Genomic DNA, 17,882 nt, shown 5'->3' with positions numbered 1-17,882 from the left:
CTTGCTACAAATTTTTAGCTATAATGGCGTTGCGGGCAGCGATTGATCCCGCTTGTTGGAAAGAGGAAAACACAGATGGCGTTTGAAACTAGGGGGGGCCTTTCCTTCTTAATAAATCGGGAATTCTGCATTATACTTTCCTTATGGACACCCTGTCTCCTGAAAGTCGTCATAAGAATATGTCTCGAATCCGGTCGAAGGATACTAAGCCGGAAAAAGTTATCAGGAAGGTGCTTTTTAGGGCGGGATTTCGGTATAGAATCTGTGACAAGAGGTATCCGGGGAAGCCGGATCTGATTTTTCCTCATTATTATGCGGTGATTTTTATAAACGGGTGTTTCTGGCACGCGCACGAAGGCTGCCGGTATTTTGTTTTTCCTAAGTCGAATCAGGAATTCTGGAAGAAGAAATTTGAGCGTAATAAGGCTCGGGATGCGGAAAATATAAAGTATTATAAGGATCAGTGCTGGCGGATTTGTGTGGTTTGGGAATGTGCAATCCGCGGGAAAAACTCCAGGCAGAAAATTGAAAGGGTCACTGAGCAAATTATCCAGTGGCTGGAACTTCCGGAAGAAGCATTCCTGGAAATAAAGGGATAATAAAACGGGGCGTTGCGGGGTGTCCCCGCAGAGGGGTTAGCGGAAAACGGGAGCGCGCTTGCGTGCGGACGGTTGGAGCGAAGGGGAGACTTCCCCTTCCTTTCTAAATATTTAACAGTTCTTTCAGCTCCTGGGCATTTTTGGCGCCGTGGCCTTTGGGGTGGTTGTTGAAATAGACCTGGACTTTGCGGCCTTCGGAGAGGGCGGCGCGGATGACGGGGACGAAGTTTTGGAGTTCGGCGGGGGAATAGTCATATTCGTAGCGGGCGCTTGGGTTGGGAGCTGGCTGGGCTGGAGAGGGGGAAGAAGCGTACCAGGCAGCGGCATTGCGGCCGTGAAGTCGGATGTAGGCGTTGGGGCCGATGAACTGGGAATAGAGGCTGGTTTGAAAATCGGCATTGGGGAGGGCTTTCAGCAGGGGCATATCGCAGAAGGCAATCGAGGCTTTTCTTTGAATCAGGCCGGCAAAAACGGTTTCGCGGATCCATTCCTTGTGGCGGAACTCGATGACGACGGGGAAGCCTTCAAAAGCGGCGATAAGGCTTGCAAGGTAGAGTCGGTTTTCCTTTGTGTAATGAAAGCTCTGGGGAAACTGGAAAAGGACTGCGCTTAGGGTGGATTTTTCCTGCAGAGGATTGAGGGCCAGCTTGAAGTCGCTGGCGGCGGTCTGCCAGTTTGGGGCGATTTCGTGTGTGAGGAGGCGGTTTGCCTTGATGCTGAAGTGGAGTTTGCCCTGGCTTCGGTCGTAAAATGAAAGAAGGCGGTCGGCGGTGGGCATGTTGTAAAAGGTGGAGTTGAGTTCCACAGCGTCAAACTGTGTTGCGTACCAGGCGAGAAAATCTGCTCTTTTTAATTCCGGCGGATAGAAAACGCCTTTCCATTCGGGGTAGTCGTAGCCGCTGGTGCCGATCAGGATATGGGACATAGGGGTATTATAGGGGATTTTGAAAATATAAAATATTGCTGAGGGTATTATTTTTCTAAAATCTATTATAATGGACTTATGGGAATGCGACGTTTATTTATCATCAGAAAAGATTTGCATCTTTCTGCGGGAAAACTTGGTGCAATGGTAGCGCATTGTGCGGAGGGATATTGGATCTGGCTTATCCGGAAAAATCTTTCAGAGCAGAATGGGCGCGTTCATGTTTCTTTTGATTTGGATCGCGAAATTTATGACGATTATTTGAACGGACGGATTACAAAGACGATTTGTGAGGCAAAAAATCTGAATAAACTGCTGCAGGCGCGCGATATGGCACTGGAGCTGGGCCTGGTTGAAAATCAGGATTTTGGGATGATAAACGATGCCTGCCTTACTGAGCTGACTCCTGAATGGGTGGATGAAAACGGCGAAGGCCGATGCACTGTGGGAATCTGGTTTAAACCGCTTAAGGATGAAGTTGCTCATATCATCAGCAAGAAGTTTCAGCTTTATAGGGATTAACCTACCAGATTTTACCGCGATTTTTCTTGATTTCGCTGCGGATTTTCTTTAGTTTTAACTTTCGTTCTTTGCTTGCACGGGTCGGCTTTGTTTTGATTCGCTTTTTGGGAATGACCAGAGCCTGCACGATCCGGTTTTCCAGGCGGGAAAGTGCGATTTCACGATTGCGTTCCTGGTAGCGTTCGTCGTCAGCGTCGAGGAAAAGGCAGTCTTCTTTATTAATGATGGCGGCAAGCTTTGTGCGAAGGCGAATAAGTTCTGTATCGGTAAGCCCGCCGAGTGAAGTAACTGGAATTACCAGATGAACTTTTGTGTTTACTTTGTTTACATTCTGCCCGCCGTTACCGCCACTGCGTGCAAAAGTCATTTGAGAATTATTGATTATGGATTCGTGAAGTTTTGTTCGGTTCATTTTGTGATTTTTGAATTTAATTTAGCAAAAAAAGTTTGATTTGTCATTAAACTGTTGGTTTTAAAAATTCTCCGGACATGTGATATAATGTGGATATGGGAAAAATCAAAATTATCAGAGGTGACATTACTAAGTTAGCTTGTGATGCAATCGTAAATGCTGCTAATTCAAGCCTTCTTGGAGGCGGCGGTGTTGACGGTGCAATTCATTACGCAGCCGGTCCGGAGCTGCTTGCTGAATGCCGTACACTTGGCGGTTGTAGAACTGGGGAAGCTAAAATTACGAAAGGTTATAAGCTTCCGTCGAGATTTGTAATTCACACTGTTGGGCCTGTTTATTATGAGCATACTCCCGCAGAGGCTGAGGCGCTTCTGACTTCCTGTTATGAAAATTCGTTGAAGCTCGCTATGGAGAAGGGGCTGAAGACTATTGCATTTCCGCTGATTTCTGCCGGGGTGTATGGTTATCCGCAGCGAGAGGCGATAAAGGTTGCGGTGGAGACGATGAAAATACACCAGGGGGATTTTGAGGAGATTACGCTGGTGCTGTTTGGGGAGAGGGAGTTTGGAATTGCAGAAGATGACTATCCTGAGTTTGTAGAAAAATAGCGAAAAGCTTGCTTTCGGTTCTAGCTTTTTTTAACTTGTAATAAATTGTAGGTGTCTTAGGGCAGAATGCCACTATTTTTGGTCTTATTTGTCTATTGAGGTTCAGTAAGCTTCATGTTAAAACAAAAAACCACTCATTTATGAGTGGTCTGTTATAGCGAGGGCATGACTCGAACCTGCGGCCTCCGGGTTATGAGGGGCTTGGAAAAGCTCTCAAAACCTTTTCACATGTTTCAGCATGTCACAATATGCACAATTTAGCATCGTTTTACATATTTTTCAACTCAAAAATTTCAGTAAATTTCAGAAAACTACATTTTTTGCTTAAAATGTTTGCTTAAAATGCTGAAGCCTTCGGGCTAAAACCCGACAGTAGTCTTCTAATTTTAAACTAACAGTTTACTGTTTCTTTCTGCAGATTCCTTTTATAATGTGCGTATGGAATATTCATATTCAATTCAACCAGCAAAACGGACTGTTGTTGATATACCGGCAACCTCGAGACTCTTAAAAGATTTGCGCAATAAAAATGGATATAGCGTAAAGCAGCTGCAGGAAATTTTTGGATTCGAGACGCCAGTGGCAATTTACGCCTGGGAAAATGAAAAGTGTAAGAATATTCCATGCATCGAAAACTTTGATATTTTGTCGAAACTTTATAAATGCCATGTTGAGGATTTGTATGTTCTGAAGCAGGTTGATTTTTCTGATTTGCAAGTGCGCGAAAATACTCCTGAATATAAAACTTATAGAACTCTAGTTAATCAATTGCTTGAAGGTCTGGCAGATATTGAAGAAGGTCGGGTTCAGGATTTTGAACAGGCGATGAAAGAGATTCGGGAAGAGCTTGTAATATGAACCGGTCACAATTTGTTACCAGTTGAAAAGGAAAACAACTTTATGGGAATGCGAAGATTATTTATCATCAGAAAGGATTTGCATCTTTCTGCAGGAAAGCTTGGGGCAATGGTTGCTCATTGTGCAGAGGGATACTGGATATGGCTTATCAAAAGAAATCTTATGGAACAGGATGGAAGAATTCACGTCTCTTTTGATTTAGACCGCGAGTTATATGATGACTATTTGAATGGCCGCATTACAAAAACAATTTGTGAAGCAAAAAATCTTAATAAATTACTACAGGCTCGTGAAATGGCTCTGAATCTTGGGCTGGTTGAAAATCAGGATTTTGGAATGATAAACGATGCCTGTCTTACAGAGCTTACTCCTGAATGGGTGGATGAGAATGGCGAAGGCCGATGCACCGTCGGAATCTGGTTTAAGCCTCTGCAGGATGAAGTTGCTCATAGCATCAGTAAGAAGTTTCAGTTGTATAAGGATTAATTAATTCGGTTTGCTCGTAAACTAATTCATCAATTATTCTAAAATCATAGATACTATTTTCAATGCAGAATTGATAAATAGTATCTATAGTGTCTACTGGTGAAAAAGCGAAGCCCGCTCTTGATAACAAGTCTTCTGCTTCCACCAAATTAAGATGTAATGCAATAATCAAAGAAAGTATTGTTTGTTTTTGCGGATGATAATCTGCATCGGAGCGGATTTTAGAAAACAATCTGCGGTCGATATTTGCAGTTTTGTAAATCTGGATTTCAGAAAGACCTTTATTCCAGATTAGATGCATAAGCCGTTCCTGAAAAGTTTCATTTTTTCTGGCTAAAATGTTTTGCAATGAAGGATAGTTTTCAATAAGACTCTTTTGTTTTCTTAAAATGCAATTTGTGAATACCTAATCTCCTTATGAAATGAAAGTATCATTTTGAAATAAAAAAATCTATAGCGGGTGGAAGAATCGAACTTCCCCGACGTCGAGCTTATGAGGCTCGTGAGCCACAACCAGTGCTCCAACCCGCTGTGATGTCTAAACTATAATAGATTTGCTTTGTTTAGTGGTCGCCACGGTGGGGACATTTTTTAAGATGAAGTTTGCACTTTTTAAGTATGGATTTAGTGCATTTTTTGCACTTTTGTTATTTATAAAAAGTGCAAATATACCCTATAAATGTGGTATAATAAAATCATCGGGGCTGTAGCTCACCTGGCTAGAGCGTTTGAATGGCATTCAAAAGGTAGTGGGTTCAAGTCCCATCAGCTCCATATGGGAAAAATCAAAATTATCAAAGGTGACATTACAAGACTGCGCTGCGATGCAATCGTTAATGCTGCAAATTCTTCGCTGCTGGGTGGCGGCGGTGTTGATGGAGCGATTCATTATGCTGCCGGGCCGGAACTTCTTGCTGAGTGCCGTACACTTCATGGGTGCCGAACCGGCGAAGCTAAAATCACAAAGGGTTATAATTTACCTGCCAGATTCGTGATTCACACTGTTGGGCCGATTTATTTTGAACATACTCCATCTGAAGCAGAGGCTCTTCTTACTTCCTGCTATGAAAATTCTTTGAATCTTGCAAAAGAAAAAGGACTTAAGACAATTGCTTTTCCTCTAATTTCTGCCGGTGTTTATGGTTACCCGCAGCGAGATGCTATTAGGGTGGCAATTGAGACGATGAAACTGCATCAGGATGATTTTGATGAGATTACGCTGGTGCTGTTTGGGGAGCGGGAGTTTGGATACGCTAAAGAAGATTATCCGGACTTTGTTTAGTAGTTAGGACTTATTCTTTTCTTCTTCAAGAATATTAATGAACTGATAAATGGTACTGTAAGTTTTATTTACTTCTGTTTTATCCTGCATATTTGTAACAGCTGTCATACGATTATCCCAAAGCGAATCCTGCTGTTTGATCGTAAGCACTGCCTTTTTATACTGTTCCCATCCAACAATTGAACATAATTGTTTTACACAAGCCTCACTGGCAAGTTCTGTTTCAGGAGCTTTCTTGTAATGCGAAATAAACCAGATTTCAATGCACGGTTTACTAATCAACATGATACCATCACATTTTTTTAGAGAATCCAGCACTTCTGGAACATCTCCATCATACATTAGGAATGTTTTGATTTCAGATGGATTTCCAGATAGTTCTTCTTTATGTTTCTTAATTAAACGGGGAGAAATATTGCTTCCTATAATCTTAGAAACAATTTTGATAGGAAGTCTGTATCGTTGTTTCAGAAAGTTGATGTATGCTTCTTCAGTTTCTCCTTCACAGAGAACAAGAAACTGAGGACGCATTTTTCTAGGATTTGATTTTCTCTCTCTTCCCATGCTTATTCCCCCAAAAGATTTTTAATAATACTGATGGAAGAATTAATGTAAGGCACAGCATCGAATCTTCCCTGGAGATAACATTTTTCGGCATCCATGTTTTCCCTAAAATCTTTGAAATCAAAAAGAGAATATACTTCTGTGGAACCATCTTCTTTTTTGTTTGTAAAAAGAATCTGATCCCTTCTCATCTTTTTGATGTCCAGGAGATTTGTATTATGACTTGTAAAAAGGAATTGAGCTGATTTAGATGCATTTACCATATCGAGAATGAACTGAGCCAGTTCAGTGTGCAGGCTAGCATCAAACTCATCGAGGATAAGTGTTTTTCCATTTTTACAAACATCAAGAAGAATTAAGAGAAGGTTGAATATTTGAATTGTTCCGGCGGATTCTTCTCCTTCAAGATGGAATGAGATATCAGGATTCCGTTTATGAGTAGTATAGAAGTTGATTACATCTGCAACTTGAGTCACTGTATTTGATGGAACAGGGATGCCATTTCTTGTTACTTGAGGTGTAACTGAGAATAATGGAGTTCTTTCTATTTTGACATTAATATCTGTGATATCACTATCTGCCATTTTTAATGCCTGAAGAATTAAATCTTTGTTCTGCTTGAATAATTCAACTGCATATTTTCCAGAAAGCTGCGGAAGACCAATTAATAATTCTGTTCTGAAATAGTTGTAAATTTTCTTTGCAAGCTCTCTGTCCATTTGACTTGCCCTACTAATGAACAAAGTATTTTTTCCAGTACTTTGAGCTACATCCAAAGGTTTTACAAACTGTCCTTCTCCAAAAGAATAAACATCGGTTTTAGATGGACCTTTGCTTTCATCTCTTGTAAAAATCTTTACCTTTCTTTTATTTGGATGATAGTACAGTTCCTCTGTAAGAATCGCATTTCTAGTTATAGAGAAGGAATATTCATATTCTATTCCATCTGTTATGAAATCAATATAAAAAGTACTTGGCTTTTCAAAATATCCATCAAACTTAAAAGGCATAAAGTTGAAAATAGTACCTTCATTGTTCTGGAATGAATCCAAAACCAGGAGTCTACAGAACATTGCTGCTTTTAGAATACTAGATTTTCCTGAAGCATTAGGTCCAAAAAGTCCCTGAACCTTTATGAGTGTTTCATCATTAAAAGAGAAGATATTATCTGATAATTCTTTTGCACCTGCTGTATTGATATTGCCAGCCTTAAAATCGATGCAAACTTCATCTTTGATAGAAAAGAAGTTACTAAATCTCATTTCTAAAAGCATAAACACCTCGTATTTGTAGGATTACTACAAATATAGCACTTTTAGACGGATAAAACAAGGATTAAGTATTGTATTTTCGAATTTTACTATCGTTTCATAACTTTCATCTTTTCCAAAAGTTTCTTCGTGATGTTCTTGCAGATTATTCTTTTTCATACAGAAATTGTAATTTGATTGAAAAAGAAAAGATATAAACTGTTAGTTTAAAGATGTAAAAATTTTTATGTCCCGAAAAATATACAGTTTTCGGGACATAAACATACTTTGCTAATAAAAATATACAAATTATGTGATTCTTCAGCGATAACTTCATTTTTTTGACACTTATCGCTGAAGAATCTGCATATTTTATGAGAAAATATTAGCACTTATCTTCCTGATGATGACAATTTCAGTTTGTGACAATTTGTCACAAACTCACTTCCCTCTGATTTTAAGTGCTACTTTGTTCTGGATTTCTTCCTATAAGGTCATAGACTTTCTACTTCTTCGTAAATCTCTTCAAAATCGTAGCAATCAGATGCATCTGCTATTCTTTTTTCAAAACTTTCTTTATCCATATATTCCATCTGCCAGTGATTAGTACATCTTTTGCCATTAAAATATTTACATAGTGGGCATCTTTTTAATTGCGGCTCAATTATATCAGGATTCTTTTCCAGTTCTTCTAACTCTTCTTTTATGCTTTCGAGAAACGAATCATCACCGTAGTCACCACTTAAAAGCCATTCAACATCATGAGAATAAACCTGCGCAATTTTCAAATATTTTAAGGCATCTTGGAATTCTGAAAGCACTTCTGGAGACCACTTGTTTTTTCCCCATTTTATTTCTTTAGAAATCTTTTCAAGAGGTTCATCAAATCTGCTATAGAAGTAATCTAAACTTCCACCGCTCATAAGACCACCTGATTATCCATATTTAAGTCCTCAATGCTAAATACAAATCCTTCGCAAAAAGTTTCTCCTCTATATTTTGCAAAAAAAGATTGATGAGGGATTTCTGTCTTATATGTCCATGGTATTACTTCTAAATTCTCTGCTGTTTTATTCTGGTCATACCAGATTGCTGAAATATTGTTACAACCATTTCCTTTTTTCAAAAGCCACTCGTCATTGTATTTTTCCAGATGAAAATTTTCTCCATTAAAACAGTCTCCTTCCTGTTTAATTGCTCCATCAAGTTCAATTAAATCATCAGAATATCCTGTGACTATTACAAGATTATTCTTTTCAGCACATTTTAGTTCAAATCTAAAAAATCCATCTTCTAATTCCCGGTTGCTAAGTGCTGCAGCGAAAGCTTTTGCATTAAACTTTTCATTTTCCAATAGAAGGAGATAATCAATTAATTTTGAATATTCAGAGCCAAATCGTTCTTTGACTTTTTTCGTAATTAAGTTCTTGTCATTGCAGACAGCAGAAATACCTTCGATGAAATATTCAATATCATTTGCTTTATTCATTAAGTAGCTCATTTTGTTTTACCTCTTTCATCATTTTATAATATGTAAAACAAAATTCATTAAACCTATAATTTAAAATTTTTTTTACAACTCACTTAGAATATTTTAGAAATTATTGTAAATTTACAATTGAATGGTAGAATGTCTTTGTGTCGCCGGCTGTCGTCTTCTATGTCGTCTGGTGTCATTTCCTTATAGAATAGGTTCTGTTCCTGTTTGCACCATTTGAGATAATTTTTCCTTCTCCAACAAGTTCTGCAAGATAGTCTTTTGTTCGAGATTGCTTTAATCCTATAAAAAACGCAATATCTTGTGTACGGGCCTCTGGCAAAGAACTCAAATAAGCACAAATTTTTTCTTTGTAGTTTATCGCCGATTTGTGAGTTTATCGCCGATTTATCGCCGATGCTTTTATATGATGGACGATAAAAGTTCACACGGAGCATATCACCAATTTTTAAAAGTTCTTTAATATTTCCTTAAAGTATTTCAAAAAATCTCTTTCAGAATTAAAAACTTCATCCATCATATATACTTGAGGCCACTTCGTTGCAACATAATATTGTTTAACAAAATAGTTCATTAGCTGTGCAGATCCTTTATCACAACTAAAAGCAGATAATTGTTTATCTTGTGCTCTAGGTCCTAAATAGACATCATAAACTGTTGTGTATTCATTTCTAAATATTGATTCAATATTTGAAGAAAAAAGTTGTGGACTAATAATTTCACATTTTAAACTTGTACTACAAACTCTTAAATTGTAGATTTGGCCTTCTTCTTTAAGAATTTCAAAGTCTGAGTTTTCCCTTAAGATACAGTATTTTATGCAGTACATTAATTCACAGCAGAGAAGCCCATAAGAATAATATTTCATTTCATGTCCGCTTAGAACTGTTAATTTATGAGTTAACGAAACTTGTTTACAAATATACTCCTGAGTTCTTGGTGTAATTCCATTCATCAGTTTTTTATAAAACTCAATTAAGTATTCTTTGTTGATTACTATAGCATCAGAAAATCCCTCATCAATTCCATTAAGAATATCGTCTCCATTATTCAAATTTCCATTTGTCAAAGGAATAAATAGTTGAATAAATTTTTGTAAATACTTATCAGCAAATTTTATTCTATCAATTTCTGGATTATTCATTCCAAAAACTTTAGTAATTCCAAAAGACAAATCTTTTTTGTTTATTGCAAGAATCTGAATTACAGGTATTTCATTACATATATGATGAAGCCTTTCTAAAACCTTAATAGCATATTCAGGTAAGCAACGGTCTAATTCATCTACTATAAAAATAATTTGCTGTTTAACTGCTAGTTTATTAAGAACATCTTGTATTTGTTTTAAAGCATTTTCTAACGAAAGCATTTTATTAAAATCAGATTTTGTAAGTTTTGCGTCTGAAATATTTTTTCCTGAATCTTTTACTGAATCAATAATTTCATTAGGATTTAAATTATATTTTGCTTCAATTATTGAACCAGCAATTTTTGTAAGAGTTGTAATAGAAGACGAAAATATTTTCCCTAAACTACCTTTTTCTTTTAGGCTCTTATTTTGTAATTTTAATGTTTCAATTATTACAGAAAGAATTGCAACTAGCGGTTCATCATAGAAATCATTTTCCCAGGCATTGTAGTGAAAGATTAAATATTTATTTTCTTTCTCTTTTAAAAGCTGTTTTTCAAGCTCCTGTAAAATCCATGTCTTTCCAGAGCCCCATTCACCGTCAATCGCAAAAGAATAGCCGAATGGATTTTTACTCTGATTAGCGATGATTGATTTGAGAAGGTTAAGATATGGCTGACGGGAAAGGTAATCCTGCTTCATTATTTTTCTATTCTGCATACTTCTTAAAGTTTTCAGCCTGTTCAAAGACCTCATTGTAAACTTCGTTACGAGGTACCGGTGGATAACCATTTTCATCCAGAAGAATCATTAAGTCGGCTTCCATTTCAGCTTTTACATCAATTCTCTGGTCCCAATCAGTATACTTTGTCTTATCATCTACAAGAGCTTTAACTTTCTTTGCAAGATCTTTCATCTTTTCATCTGGATATTGATTCTCGAAATGGAACTTCTGAGCACAGCTAACAAGAATGTCATAGAAAGCTTTTTCTTCAAAACTGATTCCTAGTTCCTTAAAGTGTTCTTTATCTTTCTGAATATCATTGAGCAATTCATTTAACTGTTTGGTAACTTCATCAAGAACCTGAACAGTAAAATCATCAAGGTGACGGTTGTTGTATTCTTCAACTAGCTTCTTCATTCGCTCGCTGAATTCCATAGCCTTGATTTTATTTGTGCGTTTATAATCTGCAATTACCTGCTGAAGTAGCTGTTGCAAGATTTTGATTTTGGTATTTGGAAGTTGAATAGCATTTATCTTTTCAAGATATTCTGGTGTAAAGATGTCAAAGTTTACATTCTTTCCAACTTGGAAGAGTTCTTCTACTCCGTCGGCTTTAATTGCTTCATTTATCAACTGTGCAACATGATGATTCATTGTTGTAATATCTGGAGCATCACCTTTTGTGAGCTTAAACAAAATTGAACGAATCGCAATATAAAAATTGATTTTATCTTTATCACTTTTGGTAATATTCTCGCTGGAAGAACAAAGGTTAAATGCTTTTTTCATTCTGCGAACTGCATCCATAAATCTCTTTTCTAATTCTTCACTTGCCTGAACAAATTCAACTGCTTTATTCAAACATTCAAGCTGCTTAAGTGGACTTTCATTGTAATAATCAGAAGAATCAAACTCATTAAACATTGCATCCAGAACGCTAATCTGGTCTTTTACAATTGCAACGGCTTTATCTGTATCTTCAAACTCTTCATTATCATCGCCGGTATATTTTTTGAGGGCTTCATTCATGGCTCGTTTGATTCCGATGTAGTCTACAATCAAACCGCGGTCTTTGCCTTTGTATGTTCTGTTTACACGGCTGATTGTCTGAATCAAAGTATGCTTCTGCAATGGCTTGTAAATGTAGATTGTATCAAGAGAAGGAACATCAAAGCCTGTTATCCACATATCAACTACAATTGCAATCTTAAAGTTTGATTCAACCTTCTTAAACTGGCGGTCCAGTTCTCTTCTGTATTCATGATTTCCGAGAAGTTCAAAAAGTCCTTTTGTATCTTTTGCCTTGTTCTCGGTCATAACCATTTTGATTTTTTCGATTGATTTATAGTCTTTGTCGCCCCCTTCGACATGCTCAGGGAGTGCACGAGGAACATTCCATTCAGGACGAAGCTCAACAATCTTCTGCCAGAGCTTATAAGCAATCTCTCGGTTTGAGCAAACAAACATTGCTTTGCCTTCAACCGTTGCGCCTTCACGGACACGAGTTTCATAATGATTAATAAAATCCTGGGCAACTTCTGCAACTACATCATCATCACCAATAATTGCATCAAGATTTGCAACTGCCTTTTTACTTGCGGCAATCTGAGCTTCGTTTGCACCTTCATCCTCGCACTGAGCATAATACTCTTCAATCTCGCGGACTTTCTTCTGATCCAGAATTACTTTAGCGGCACGACCTTCATAAACAAGATTTACAGTAATTCCGTCGGCAACTGATTCTTTCATCGTGTAGGATTCAACAACATCACCAAAGACTTGAGCCATTTCATCAATTGGAGTTCCTGTAAAACCGACATAAGTTGCGTTAGGAAGTGAATCATGCAGATATTTTGCAAAGCCGTATTTGTGTTCAACGCCGTTATCTGTAATTACAGTTTTCTCTTCAAGATTATTCTGACTACGGTGAGCTTCATCACTAATACAGATAATATTAGAACGCTCAGAAAGAAGTTTTATATCCTCACAGAATTTTTGAATTGTAGTGAGGAAGACGCCGCCACTTTTTCTGTCCTCAAGTTTTTCTTTTAATAGTGCACGGCTTTCAATACATTCAACATTTTCATCGCCAATATAGTTTTTACTTTCAATAAAGATTTTGCTAAGCTGAGCATCCAAGTCTGTTCGGTCAGTAATTACAACAATAGTCGGGCTGTTCAATTCGCGCGACTTCATCAAAAGCCTGCTTAAGAAAACCATGGTATAGCTTTTACCACAGCCGGTAGCACCAAAGTAAATACCGCCTTTACCATTTCCATTTGGTCGAATTGCAGAACCAATGCTTTTATATAAAGATTCAGCAGCAAAGAACTGAGGATAACGGCAGACAATTTTTGTTTCCTTATCGCTGGAATCAGGAAAGTAAACAAAATCTTTTATAACTTTTACAAGCCTGTCTTTTCGGAAAAGCCCTTTTATCATTGTGATAAGAGAAGAGATTCCATCAACTTCCTTGTCTGTGCTTTCAACTTTACGCCAGGCATAAAAATATTCGTAAGGGCTAAAGAGCGAGCCAATCTTATTATTTACTCCATCGCTGATTACAACAAAAGCGTTATATTTGAAAAGTTCTGGGATATCGCGGCGGTAGCGGATTGTAAGCTGTTTATAAGCATCTTCAATTGTTGTGTTTTCTTTGATTGCCGACTTAAACTCAAGAACCACAAGAGGAAGTCCATTTACATAAACAATACCGTCTGGAATACGGAGCTGTTCCCGCCCCTGAATCTCAACCTGATTTACAATTTCAAAAAAGTTTCGTTCAGGCTCTTCAAAATCAATAAGCTGAATAAAAAGGTCTTTCTGCCAGGAACCTTTGGTTCCTGTGTCTTCCCGGCGGAAAGTAAAACCGTTGCAGATTAAATCCAGCATCCGCTTATTTGCATCGTAATCAGAACCGCTTATGTTTTTGAGCTGAGTAATAATGGAAGAGATTTCACTTTCAGACAGAAAATCAGTAGCATATCGATGGCGCAAAAATGTCGCAAGCAATTCAGGCAGAAGAACATCAGTCTTTTGGCGGTGAATATCCTGCCCAGTCTGGTGAGTATATCCTTCGTTTTCAAAGAGCTCCATTATGGAAAGTTCAAGACTGTGTTCGGTGAATTGCATGATTTTACTCCTCCACTTCCTCATAATAATATGAATAATCAATGCCTTTCATAAACATTTCGCGGTCATCAATTTTATCGGTCAAAGCGTTTTTTAAAAGGTCACGAATCTTTGTACTGTCAGAATGACTTTCCATCATAGCCTGTAAATATTCATTCTTGCCAATTTTACTCCAGTCTACGCACTTTTTAAGGCGTTTTTTCAAAATCAAATCAAGCCATATTCGTGTGCTGCGACCATTTCCTTCCATAAAAGGATGAGCCACATTCATTTCTACATATTTATCTACAATTTCATCAAAAGAGTTTTCGCTCATTTTGTCTATATTCGCCAATGCCTCATTCAGATACTGAGCAACGCAAAAAGTAAAATCCCCTTTGCTTATAGTTTTTGTTCTTATTTTTCCTGCAAAATCATAAAGACCGCCAAAATTATACGCATGAATCTGTTGTAAAGCCTTTGTAGTTCCAACATCTTCATCCGAAACCAAATCACTATTTAAAAATGTATAGGCTTTTTTCTTGCTTTGTCCGTCAATCGTGTTGTTGCTGTAATTGAACCAATCAAGAAATTTGACGGCATTGTTATTAGGAAAATGCTTTGCAAGAATCTGAACACAGTCATAATCAAGGGCATCTGCCGCACGCTTTTTACCGTCTGGAGCTGTAAATTTGAAGTCGTGAGTGATACTCACGAGTTGAACTCCTTCTGAGCTAAATTTCTTTTTTAGCCATCGCCAGTAGTTTCCTGCCTTTACATAATCTTCTTCATTGTTTATTGCCCTTATAATATCAATCGCAGAAAACCACCATTTAGAATTCTCCTCATCCCAAACAGCGCGAACTTCGCGGTCATTAAAAAAGCGAGTTGAAATTTTACTCATAACATCAGTCTCCCTTTATTCCTTCTTACCCTTATTTTCAATACTCTTTAATTCTTTAAGAGTTTCAATATAAATGGCTGATTTTACCAGCTTCTTTCAGCCGTTCGTCGTCCATAGTAAAGCCTTTGCGGATATATTCATTTAGTCGTTTTGTTGCCCACTGGCGGAACTGAGTTCTCCTCAAAGACTTAACCCTATACCCAACCGAAATTATTACATCAAGGTTTTAGTAATTGGTAGGCTTAGTAGAAAAATCGGAATTTCCGATTTTTCTCACTACGTTTTCCTTTTCAAGCTCTCCTTCTTCAAAAATATTCAGAATATGCTCATTTATAGTTGAACGAGATTTTTCAAAAAGAGAAGCCATATCGTCAATAGTAAGCCAGACAGTTCCTCCTTCAAATCTGACATCTACTGAAACTTTGTCATCTGAGGTCTTAAAAATTACAATTTCGCCAGTTTTATTTTCTGCCATTTTCATCCTCTTTTTTTTTTAGGAGGGGGAAGTCTCCCCCTCGCTCGCACTTCGTTGCTCGCTACCCCTTCTAGCGGGGATACCCCGCAACGCCCCTCTAATCTAATTAACTAGATGTAGATTCTACAGTGACGCCTATACTATTTAATAACGCATTATATTGTTCTAAATCTAATGCTTTTAATCTATTTAGAATTAATTGTGCATCTCTTTTTATTTCTGGGACTTCTATCGGCAAGGTTGCTCTTTCTATATCCCCATTTAAATGTGAGTATTCATTGTTTATCCGCTCGTTCAAAAATACTGGTAATTCAGATGAATTAAAAAACTTTTTTTGCTTTTCACGATCATCTGAGTTATCAGGAAATTTATAAAACAAATATATCTCTAAAAATTTTCTTGCATTATTGCCAAAATTAAATATTGAAGAATAGTTCTCATCGTTTGGATTTTCTATATTTGCACATTTATAAACTTCGTTAAATAAATAATTAAATTCAGTTACAAAGTCTTTCATATATTGAGGCATCAATTTAATTGTTGATGTGTTGCCATTTCTAGAAATTAAAAAAAACGCTTTATTTGTAGGTATCAATCTAGCATCTTGTTGCAAAAAATTACATTTTAACCTTTTCAAATATTTCAAAAAATCCAAGTTATGTGTAGAAATAAATAATTGTTCAAAATTTTTATTTAAAGCAATTTTCTCAGAGATAAGAGAATACATAAAGAATATATGATTGCTATCTAGACTAGAAATTGGGTCATCAATCCAAATAATTGGCTTTTTCCCATTTGTATTTATATCCTCAAGTTTTGCCATAAAATAGCAGAATGCAACTAGACTACATTCTCCTTCACTCATATTATAAGCTTTTTCTCCATTTCTTTGGATTTCAAAGTACAAATGCCTATTATCATCTTCTTCTTGAATCTCTTCTTTGCGTACAGCTTTTAATTGTAAAGAACTATTTCCAAAAAAATTAGAGAGATATTCATTTACTTTTCTTGCTCCCTTTTCTTCATCATTTAGTTCTTCTTGTTTTTTTGAAATAGCATCTAACTTTTTTAGAATTATTATGTTTAATCTGTCTAATTCTGCTTTCTTTGAATTAGCTGCATTCAACTTTTTGCATATATCTTTTTCTAGCTTTGTATAATTTATTGTCTTGATAAAATTATAGACCTCATTAAATTTTAGATTTTCTCGAGCTTCTTTTTTATTTGAACTTAGTTTTTTTGCATATTCGTTTGTTTCAGAAACTAAATTATTATAAGAATTTTTAATATTTTCAAAAGTCTCTGAGAAATTATGCATATCCGTAAATACAACAGTATCAAAAACGTGTTCTTTCTTATAAACAACTTTATCCATTAATTCTCTTATAGCTTCTTTGTATAAGCTTGAAAAATCTGTAAATAATTGTTTTATTTCATTTAAAGTAGACTGTTGAGCATAATAAAAGTCTTTTTCATCAATACTACATATTTTATCAATGTTTAAGATTTCGCTTTCTAATTTCTTAATCAATGAAACCGAATCTAAATCTAATTTTTCGACTTCTTCATTGAAATGTTTTTGTAACAACTCCCAACGTTCATGAGAAATTGGATTCCCACAAAAAGCACAAACGGTTCTACCTTTTTGAAGTTCTTTTCCTTTCTTTACCCAATCATTCAAAAGAGAATTTTCAACTAATTCTTGAATTTTTTGAGACGATTCTATTTTACGTTCAACTAATTCTTTTACACTTTCTGAAAGTGATAAATACTTTAAAATGTCCTCTTTTTCGCTTATTGTTGGTTTTATTTCTTCCTTTAATAATGCCTTAAATTCTTCTACTTGTTCAGTTGTCAAAGGAGTGTAGGTATTTTCCAAAACTGTTTGAATATCATTTTTTAGCTTTGCAATTGTATAATTCTGATCACCGTATAAATCTGACTGATATTTTATTCCCTTTTGGGTATCAAGAGCCTCAATTTTTAGCATATTTTCTAAACCTTGAGAGGCAGTTTTATATTCATCATCTAAATTTTTGTATTGGGATTGTAATTCTTCTAATGTTTTATACAATCCAGTCTTTTCTTTTCCTTCTTCATTATCCCCAAGCTCAGATTTGAGCACATCTATTTCGCCTAGTATACGATTATTATCATCTCCTAATATTGCAAATGATTTTATATCCTTTTCCGAATCAACTATAAATGATAAATTATCTTTTATAAAATCTTCATTAAAAACTCTGAAATCTTTTTTATTTGAAATATCGTTTTGTGTTAGTTTTGTATCTTCACCCTTCAGTTTTAATGAAAATTCTGGCAGTGTGTATTTATCAGAAATTGAACCTGTTTCAAATGCTCTAAAAATTCTAGACAGTGTTGTTTTCCCTGAATAGTTTCTACCATAAAAAATATTTATATCCGATAAATTTACTTTTTGACCTTCTTTTGTTTTAACAGAATTTTTCCAAACAAAATCCTTAAATACAGCAAGATTCTTTATATTGATTTCTTCAATCTTATTCATATATTATC

Annotated in this window: 20 protein-coding genes and 2 tRNA genes; 7 read left to right on the top strand and 15 right to left on the bottom strand. The window is 36.2% G+C overall.

Translation table 11 applies throughout. The features are described from left to right. The first annotated feature begins 143 nt into the window (after positions 1 to 143). Positions 144 to 599, top strand: coding sequence for a very short patch repair endonuclease (locus tag T530_RS13745; protein WP_051537865.1), 456 nt, complete (start codon positions 144 to 146; stop codon positions 597 to 599). 103 nt (positions 600 to 702) lie between these two features. On the opposite strand, the gene T530_RS0106335 is transcribed toward T530_RS13745, so the two are convergent. Beyond that, on the bottom strand, positions 703 to 1,524 hold the full coding sequence (locus T530_RS0106335) for a DUF72 domain-containing protein (RefSeq protein WP_027728282.1): 822 nt from the start codon (positions 1,522 to 1,524) through the stop codon (positions 703 to 705). A gap of 78 nt (positions 1,525 to 1,602) precedes the next feature. On the opposite strand from T530_RS0106335, the gene T530_RS0106330 reads away from it, so the two are divergent. After that, entirely contained in the window at positions 1,603 to 2,046 is a 444-nt protein-coding gene (locus tag T530_RS0106330) for a peptidyl-tRNA hydrolase (RefSeq protein ID WP_051537864.1), read from the top strand. A 1-nt stretch (position 2,047) separates the two neighbouring features. Here T530_RS0106330 and arfB read toward each other — a convergent pair whose 3' ends face one another. After that, positions 2,048 to 2,458, bottom strand: coding sequence for an alternative ribosome rescue aminoacyl-tRNA hydrolase ArfB (gene arfB / locus T530_RS0106325; protein WP_027728280.1), 411 nt, complete (start codon positions 2,456 to 2,458; stop codon positions 2,048 to 2,050). Between the two features lie 95 nt (positions 2,459 to 2,553). Here arfB and T530_RS13740 point away from each other — a divergent pair, with 95 nt between their 5' ends. The 3 genes from T530_RS13740 (at position 2,554) to T530_RS0106310 (ending at position 4,410) form a co-directional block, all read left to right on the top strand. Beyond that, positions 2,554 to 3,066 (top strand): O-acetyl-ADP-ribose deacetylase, encoded by a 513-nt coding sequence (locus tag T530_RS13740; RefSeq protein WP_038073909.1) that lies wholly within the window; start codon positions 2,554 to 2,556, stop codon positions 3,064 to 3,066. 438 nt (positions 3,067 to 3,504) lie between these two features. Beyond that, a complete protein-coding gene (locus T530_RS14710) occupies positions 3,505 to 3,924 on the top strand; it encodes a helix-turn-helix transcriptional regulator (RefSeq protein ID WP_051537863.1) in 420 nt (139 codons plus the stop codon). Positions 3,925 to 3,966: 42 nt separating this feature from the next. Then, positions 3,967 to 4,410 carry a peptidyl-tRNA hydrolase gene (locus T530_RS0106310; RefSeq protein WP_051537862.1) on the top strand — a complete coding sequence of 148 codons (444 nt, stop codon included), beginning with the start codon at positions 3,967 to 3,969 and terminating at the stop codon, positions 4,408 to 4,410. Here T530_RS0106310 and T530_RS13730 read toward each other — a convergent pair. Then, positions 4,379 to 4,711: a hypothetical protein gene (locus T530_RS13730; RefSeq protein ID WP_051537861.1), complete on the bottom strand. Its 333-nt coding sequence runs from the start codon at positions 4,709 to 4,711 to the stop codon at positions 4,379 to 4,381. The genes T530_RS0106310 and T530_RS13730 overlap by 32 nt on opposite strands. 153 nt (positions 4,712 to 4,864) lie before the next feature. Beyond that, a tRNA-Met gene (locus T530_RS0106300) sits at positions 4,865 to 4,941 on the bottom strand. Between the two features lie 169 nt (positions 4,942 to 5,110). Between T530_RS0106300 and T530_RS0106295 the strand changes: the two genes are divergently transcribed. Continuing rightward, positions 5,111 to 5,184, top strand: a tRNA-Ala gene (locus T530_RS0106295). 1 nt (position 5,185) lies between these two features. Further along, a complete protein-coding gene (locus T530_RS0106290) occupies positions 5,186 to 5,692 on the top strand; it encodes an O-acetyl-ADP-ribose deacetylase (protein ID WP_027728278.1) in 507 nt (168 codons plus the stop codon). A 3-nt stretch (positions 5,693 to 5,695) separates the two neighbouring features. Here the strand turns inward: T530_RS0106290 and T530_RS13725 are convergent, their stop codons facing one another. From T530_RS13725 to T530_RS0106245, 11 genes are all read right to left on the bottom strand, one after another. Further along, positions 5,696 to 6,256 carry an RloB domain-containing protein gene (locus T530_RS13725; RefSeq protein ID WP_051537860.1) on the bottom strand — a complete coding sequence of 187 codons (561 nt, stop codon included), beginning with the start codon at positions 6,254 to 6,256 and terminating at the stop codon, positions 5,696 to 5,698. A gap of 2 nt (positions 6,257 to 6,258) precedes the next feature. Next, on the bottom strand, positions 6,259 to 7,530 hold the full coding sequence (locus tag T530_RS0106280; protein ID WP_027728277.1) for an ATP/GTP-binding protein: 1,272 nt from the start codon (positions 7,528 to 7,530) through the stop codon (positions 6,259 to 6,261). A 24-nt stretch (positions 7,531 to 7,554) separates the two neighbouring features. Continuing rightward, complete coding sequence (locus tag T530_RS15300; protein ID WP_256380935.1) at positions 7,555 to 7,686, bottom strand: hypothetical protein; 132 nt, start codon at positions 7,684 to 7,686, stop codon at positions 7,555 to 7,557. Positions 7,687 to 8,000: 314 nt separating this feature from the next. After that, complete coding sequence (locus T530_RS0106275; protein WP_027728276.1) at positions 8,001 to 8,429, bottom strand: hypothetical protein; 429 nt, start codon at positions 8,427 to 8,429, stop codon at positions 8,001 to 8,003. Beyond that, on the bottom strand, positions 8,426 to 8,995 hold the full coding sequence (locus T530_RS0106270; RefSeq protein WP_156011564.1) for a hypothetical protein: 570 nt from the start codon (positions 8,993 to 8,995) through the stop codon (positions 8,426 to 8,428). Before T530_RS0106270 ends, T530_RS0106275 begins: the two co-directional genes overlap by 4 nt. Positions 8,996 to 9,452: 457 nt before the next feature. Beyond that, positions 9,453 to 10,880 carry a P-loop NTPase fold protein gene (locus T530_RS13720; protein ID WP_252507356.1) on the bottom strand — a complete coding sequence of 476 codons (1,428 nt, stop codon included), beginning with the start codon at positions 10,878 to 10,880 and terminating at the stop codon, positions 9,453 to 9,455. Then, complete coding sequence (locus T530_RS0106260; RefSeq protein ID WP_027728274.1) at positions 10,843 to 13,989, bottom strand: type I restriction endonuclease subunit R; 3,147 nt, start codon at positions 13,987 to 13,989, stop codon at positions 10,843 to 10,845. The genes T530_RS13720 and T530_RS0106260 overlap by 38 nt, the downstream gene beginning before the upstream one ends. A gap of 4 nt (positions 13,990 to 13,993) precedes the next feature. Next, positions 13,994 to 14,872 (bottom strand): protein adenylyltransferase Fic, encoded by an 879-nt coding sequence (gene fic, locus T530_RS0106255; protein WP_027728273.1) that lies wholly within the window; start codon positions 14,870 to 14,872, stop codon positions 13,994 to 13,996. A gap of 64 nt (positions 14,873 to 14,936) precedes the next feature. Further along, complete coding sequence (gene rhuM / locus T530_RS15235; protein ID WP_081773682.1) at positions 14,937 to 15,086, bottom strand: RhuM family protein; 150 nt, start codon at positions 15,084 to 15,086, stop codon at positions 14,937 to 14,939. A gap of 12 nt (positions 15,087 to 15,098) precedes the next feature. Further along, positions 15,099 to 15,347 carry a hypothetical protein gene (locus T530_RS15230; protein WP_081773681.1) on the bottom strand — a complete coding sequence of 83 codons (249 nt, stop codon included), beginning with the start codon at positions 15,345 to 15,347 and terminating at the stop codon, positions 15,099 to 15,101. Between the two features lie 106 nt (positions 15,348 to 15,453). Next, positions 15,454 to 17,874, bottom strand: a complete 2,421-nt coding sequence (locus T530_RS0106245; RefSeq protein ID WP_027728272.1) for an AAA family ATPase — start codon at positions 17,872 to 17,874, stop codon at positions 15,454 to 15,456. Between the last annotated feature and the right edge of the window lie 8 nt (positions 17,875 to 17,882).

This window comes from Treponema sp. C6A8 (assembly GCF_000619925.1).
GTDB lineage: Bacteria > Spirochaetota > Spirochaetia > Treponematales > Treponemataceae > Treponema_D.
Note: the sequence above shows the minus strand (reverse complement) of the source record. Positions and strands in the feature narration are given on the sequence as shown.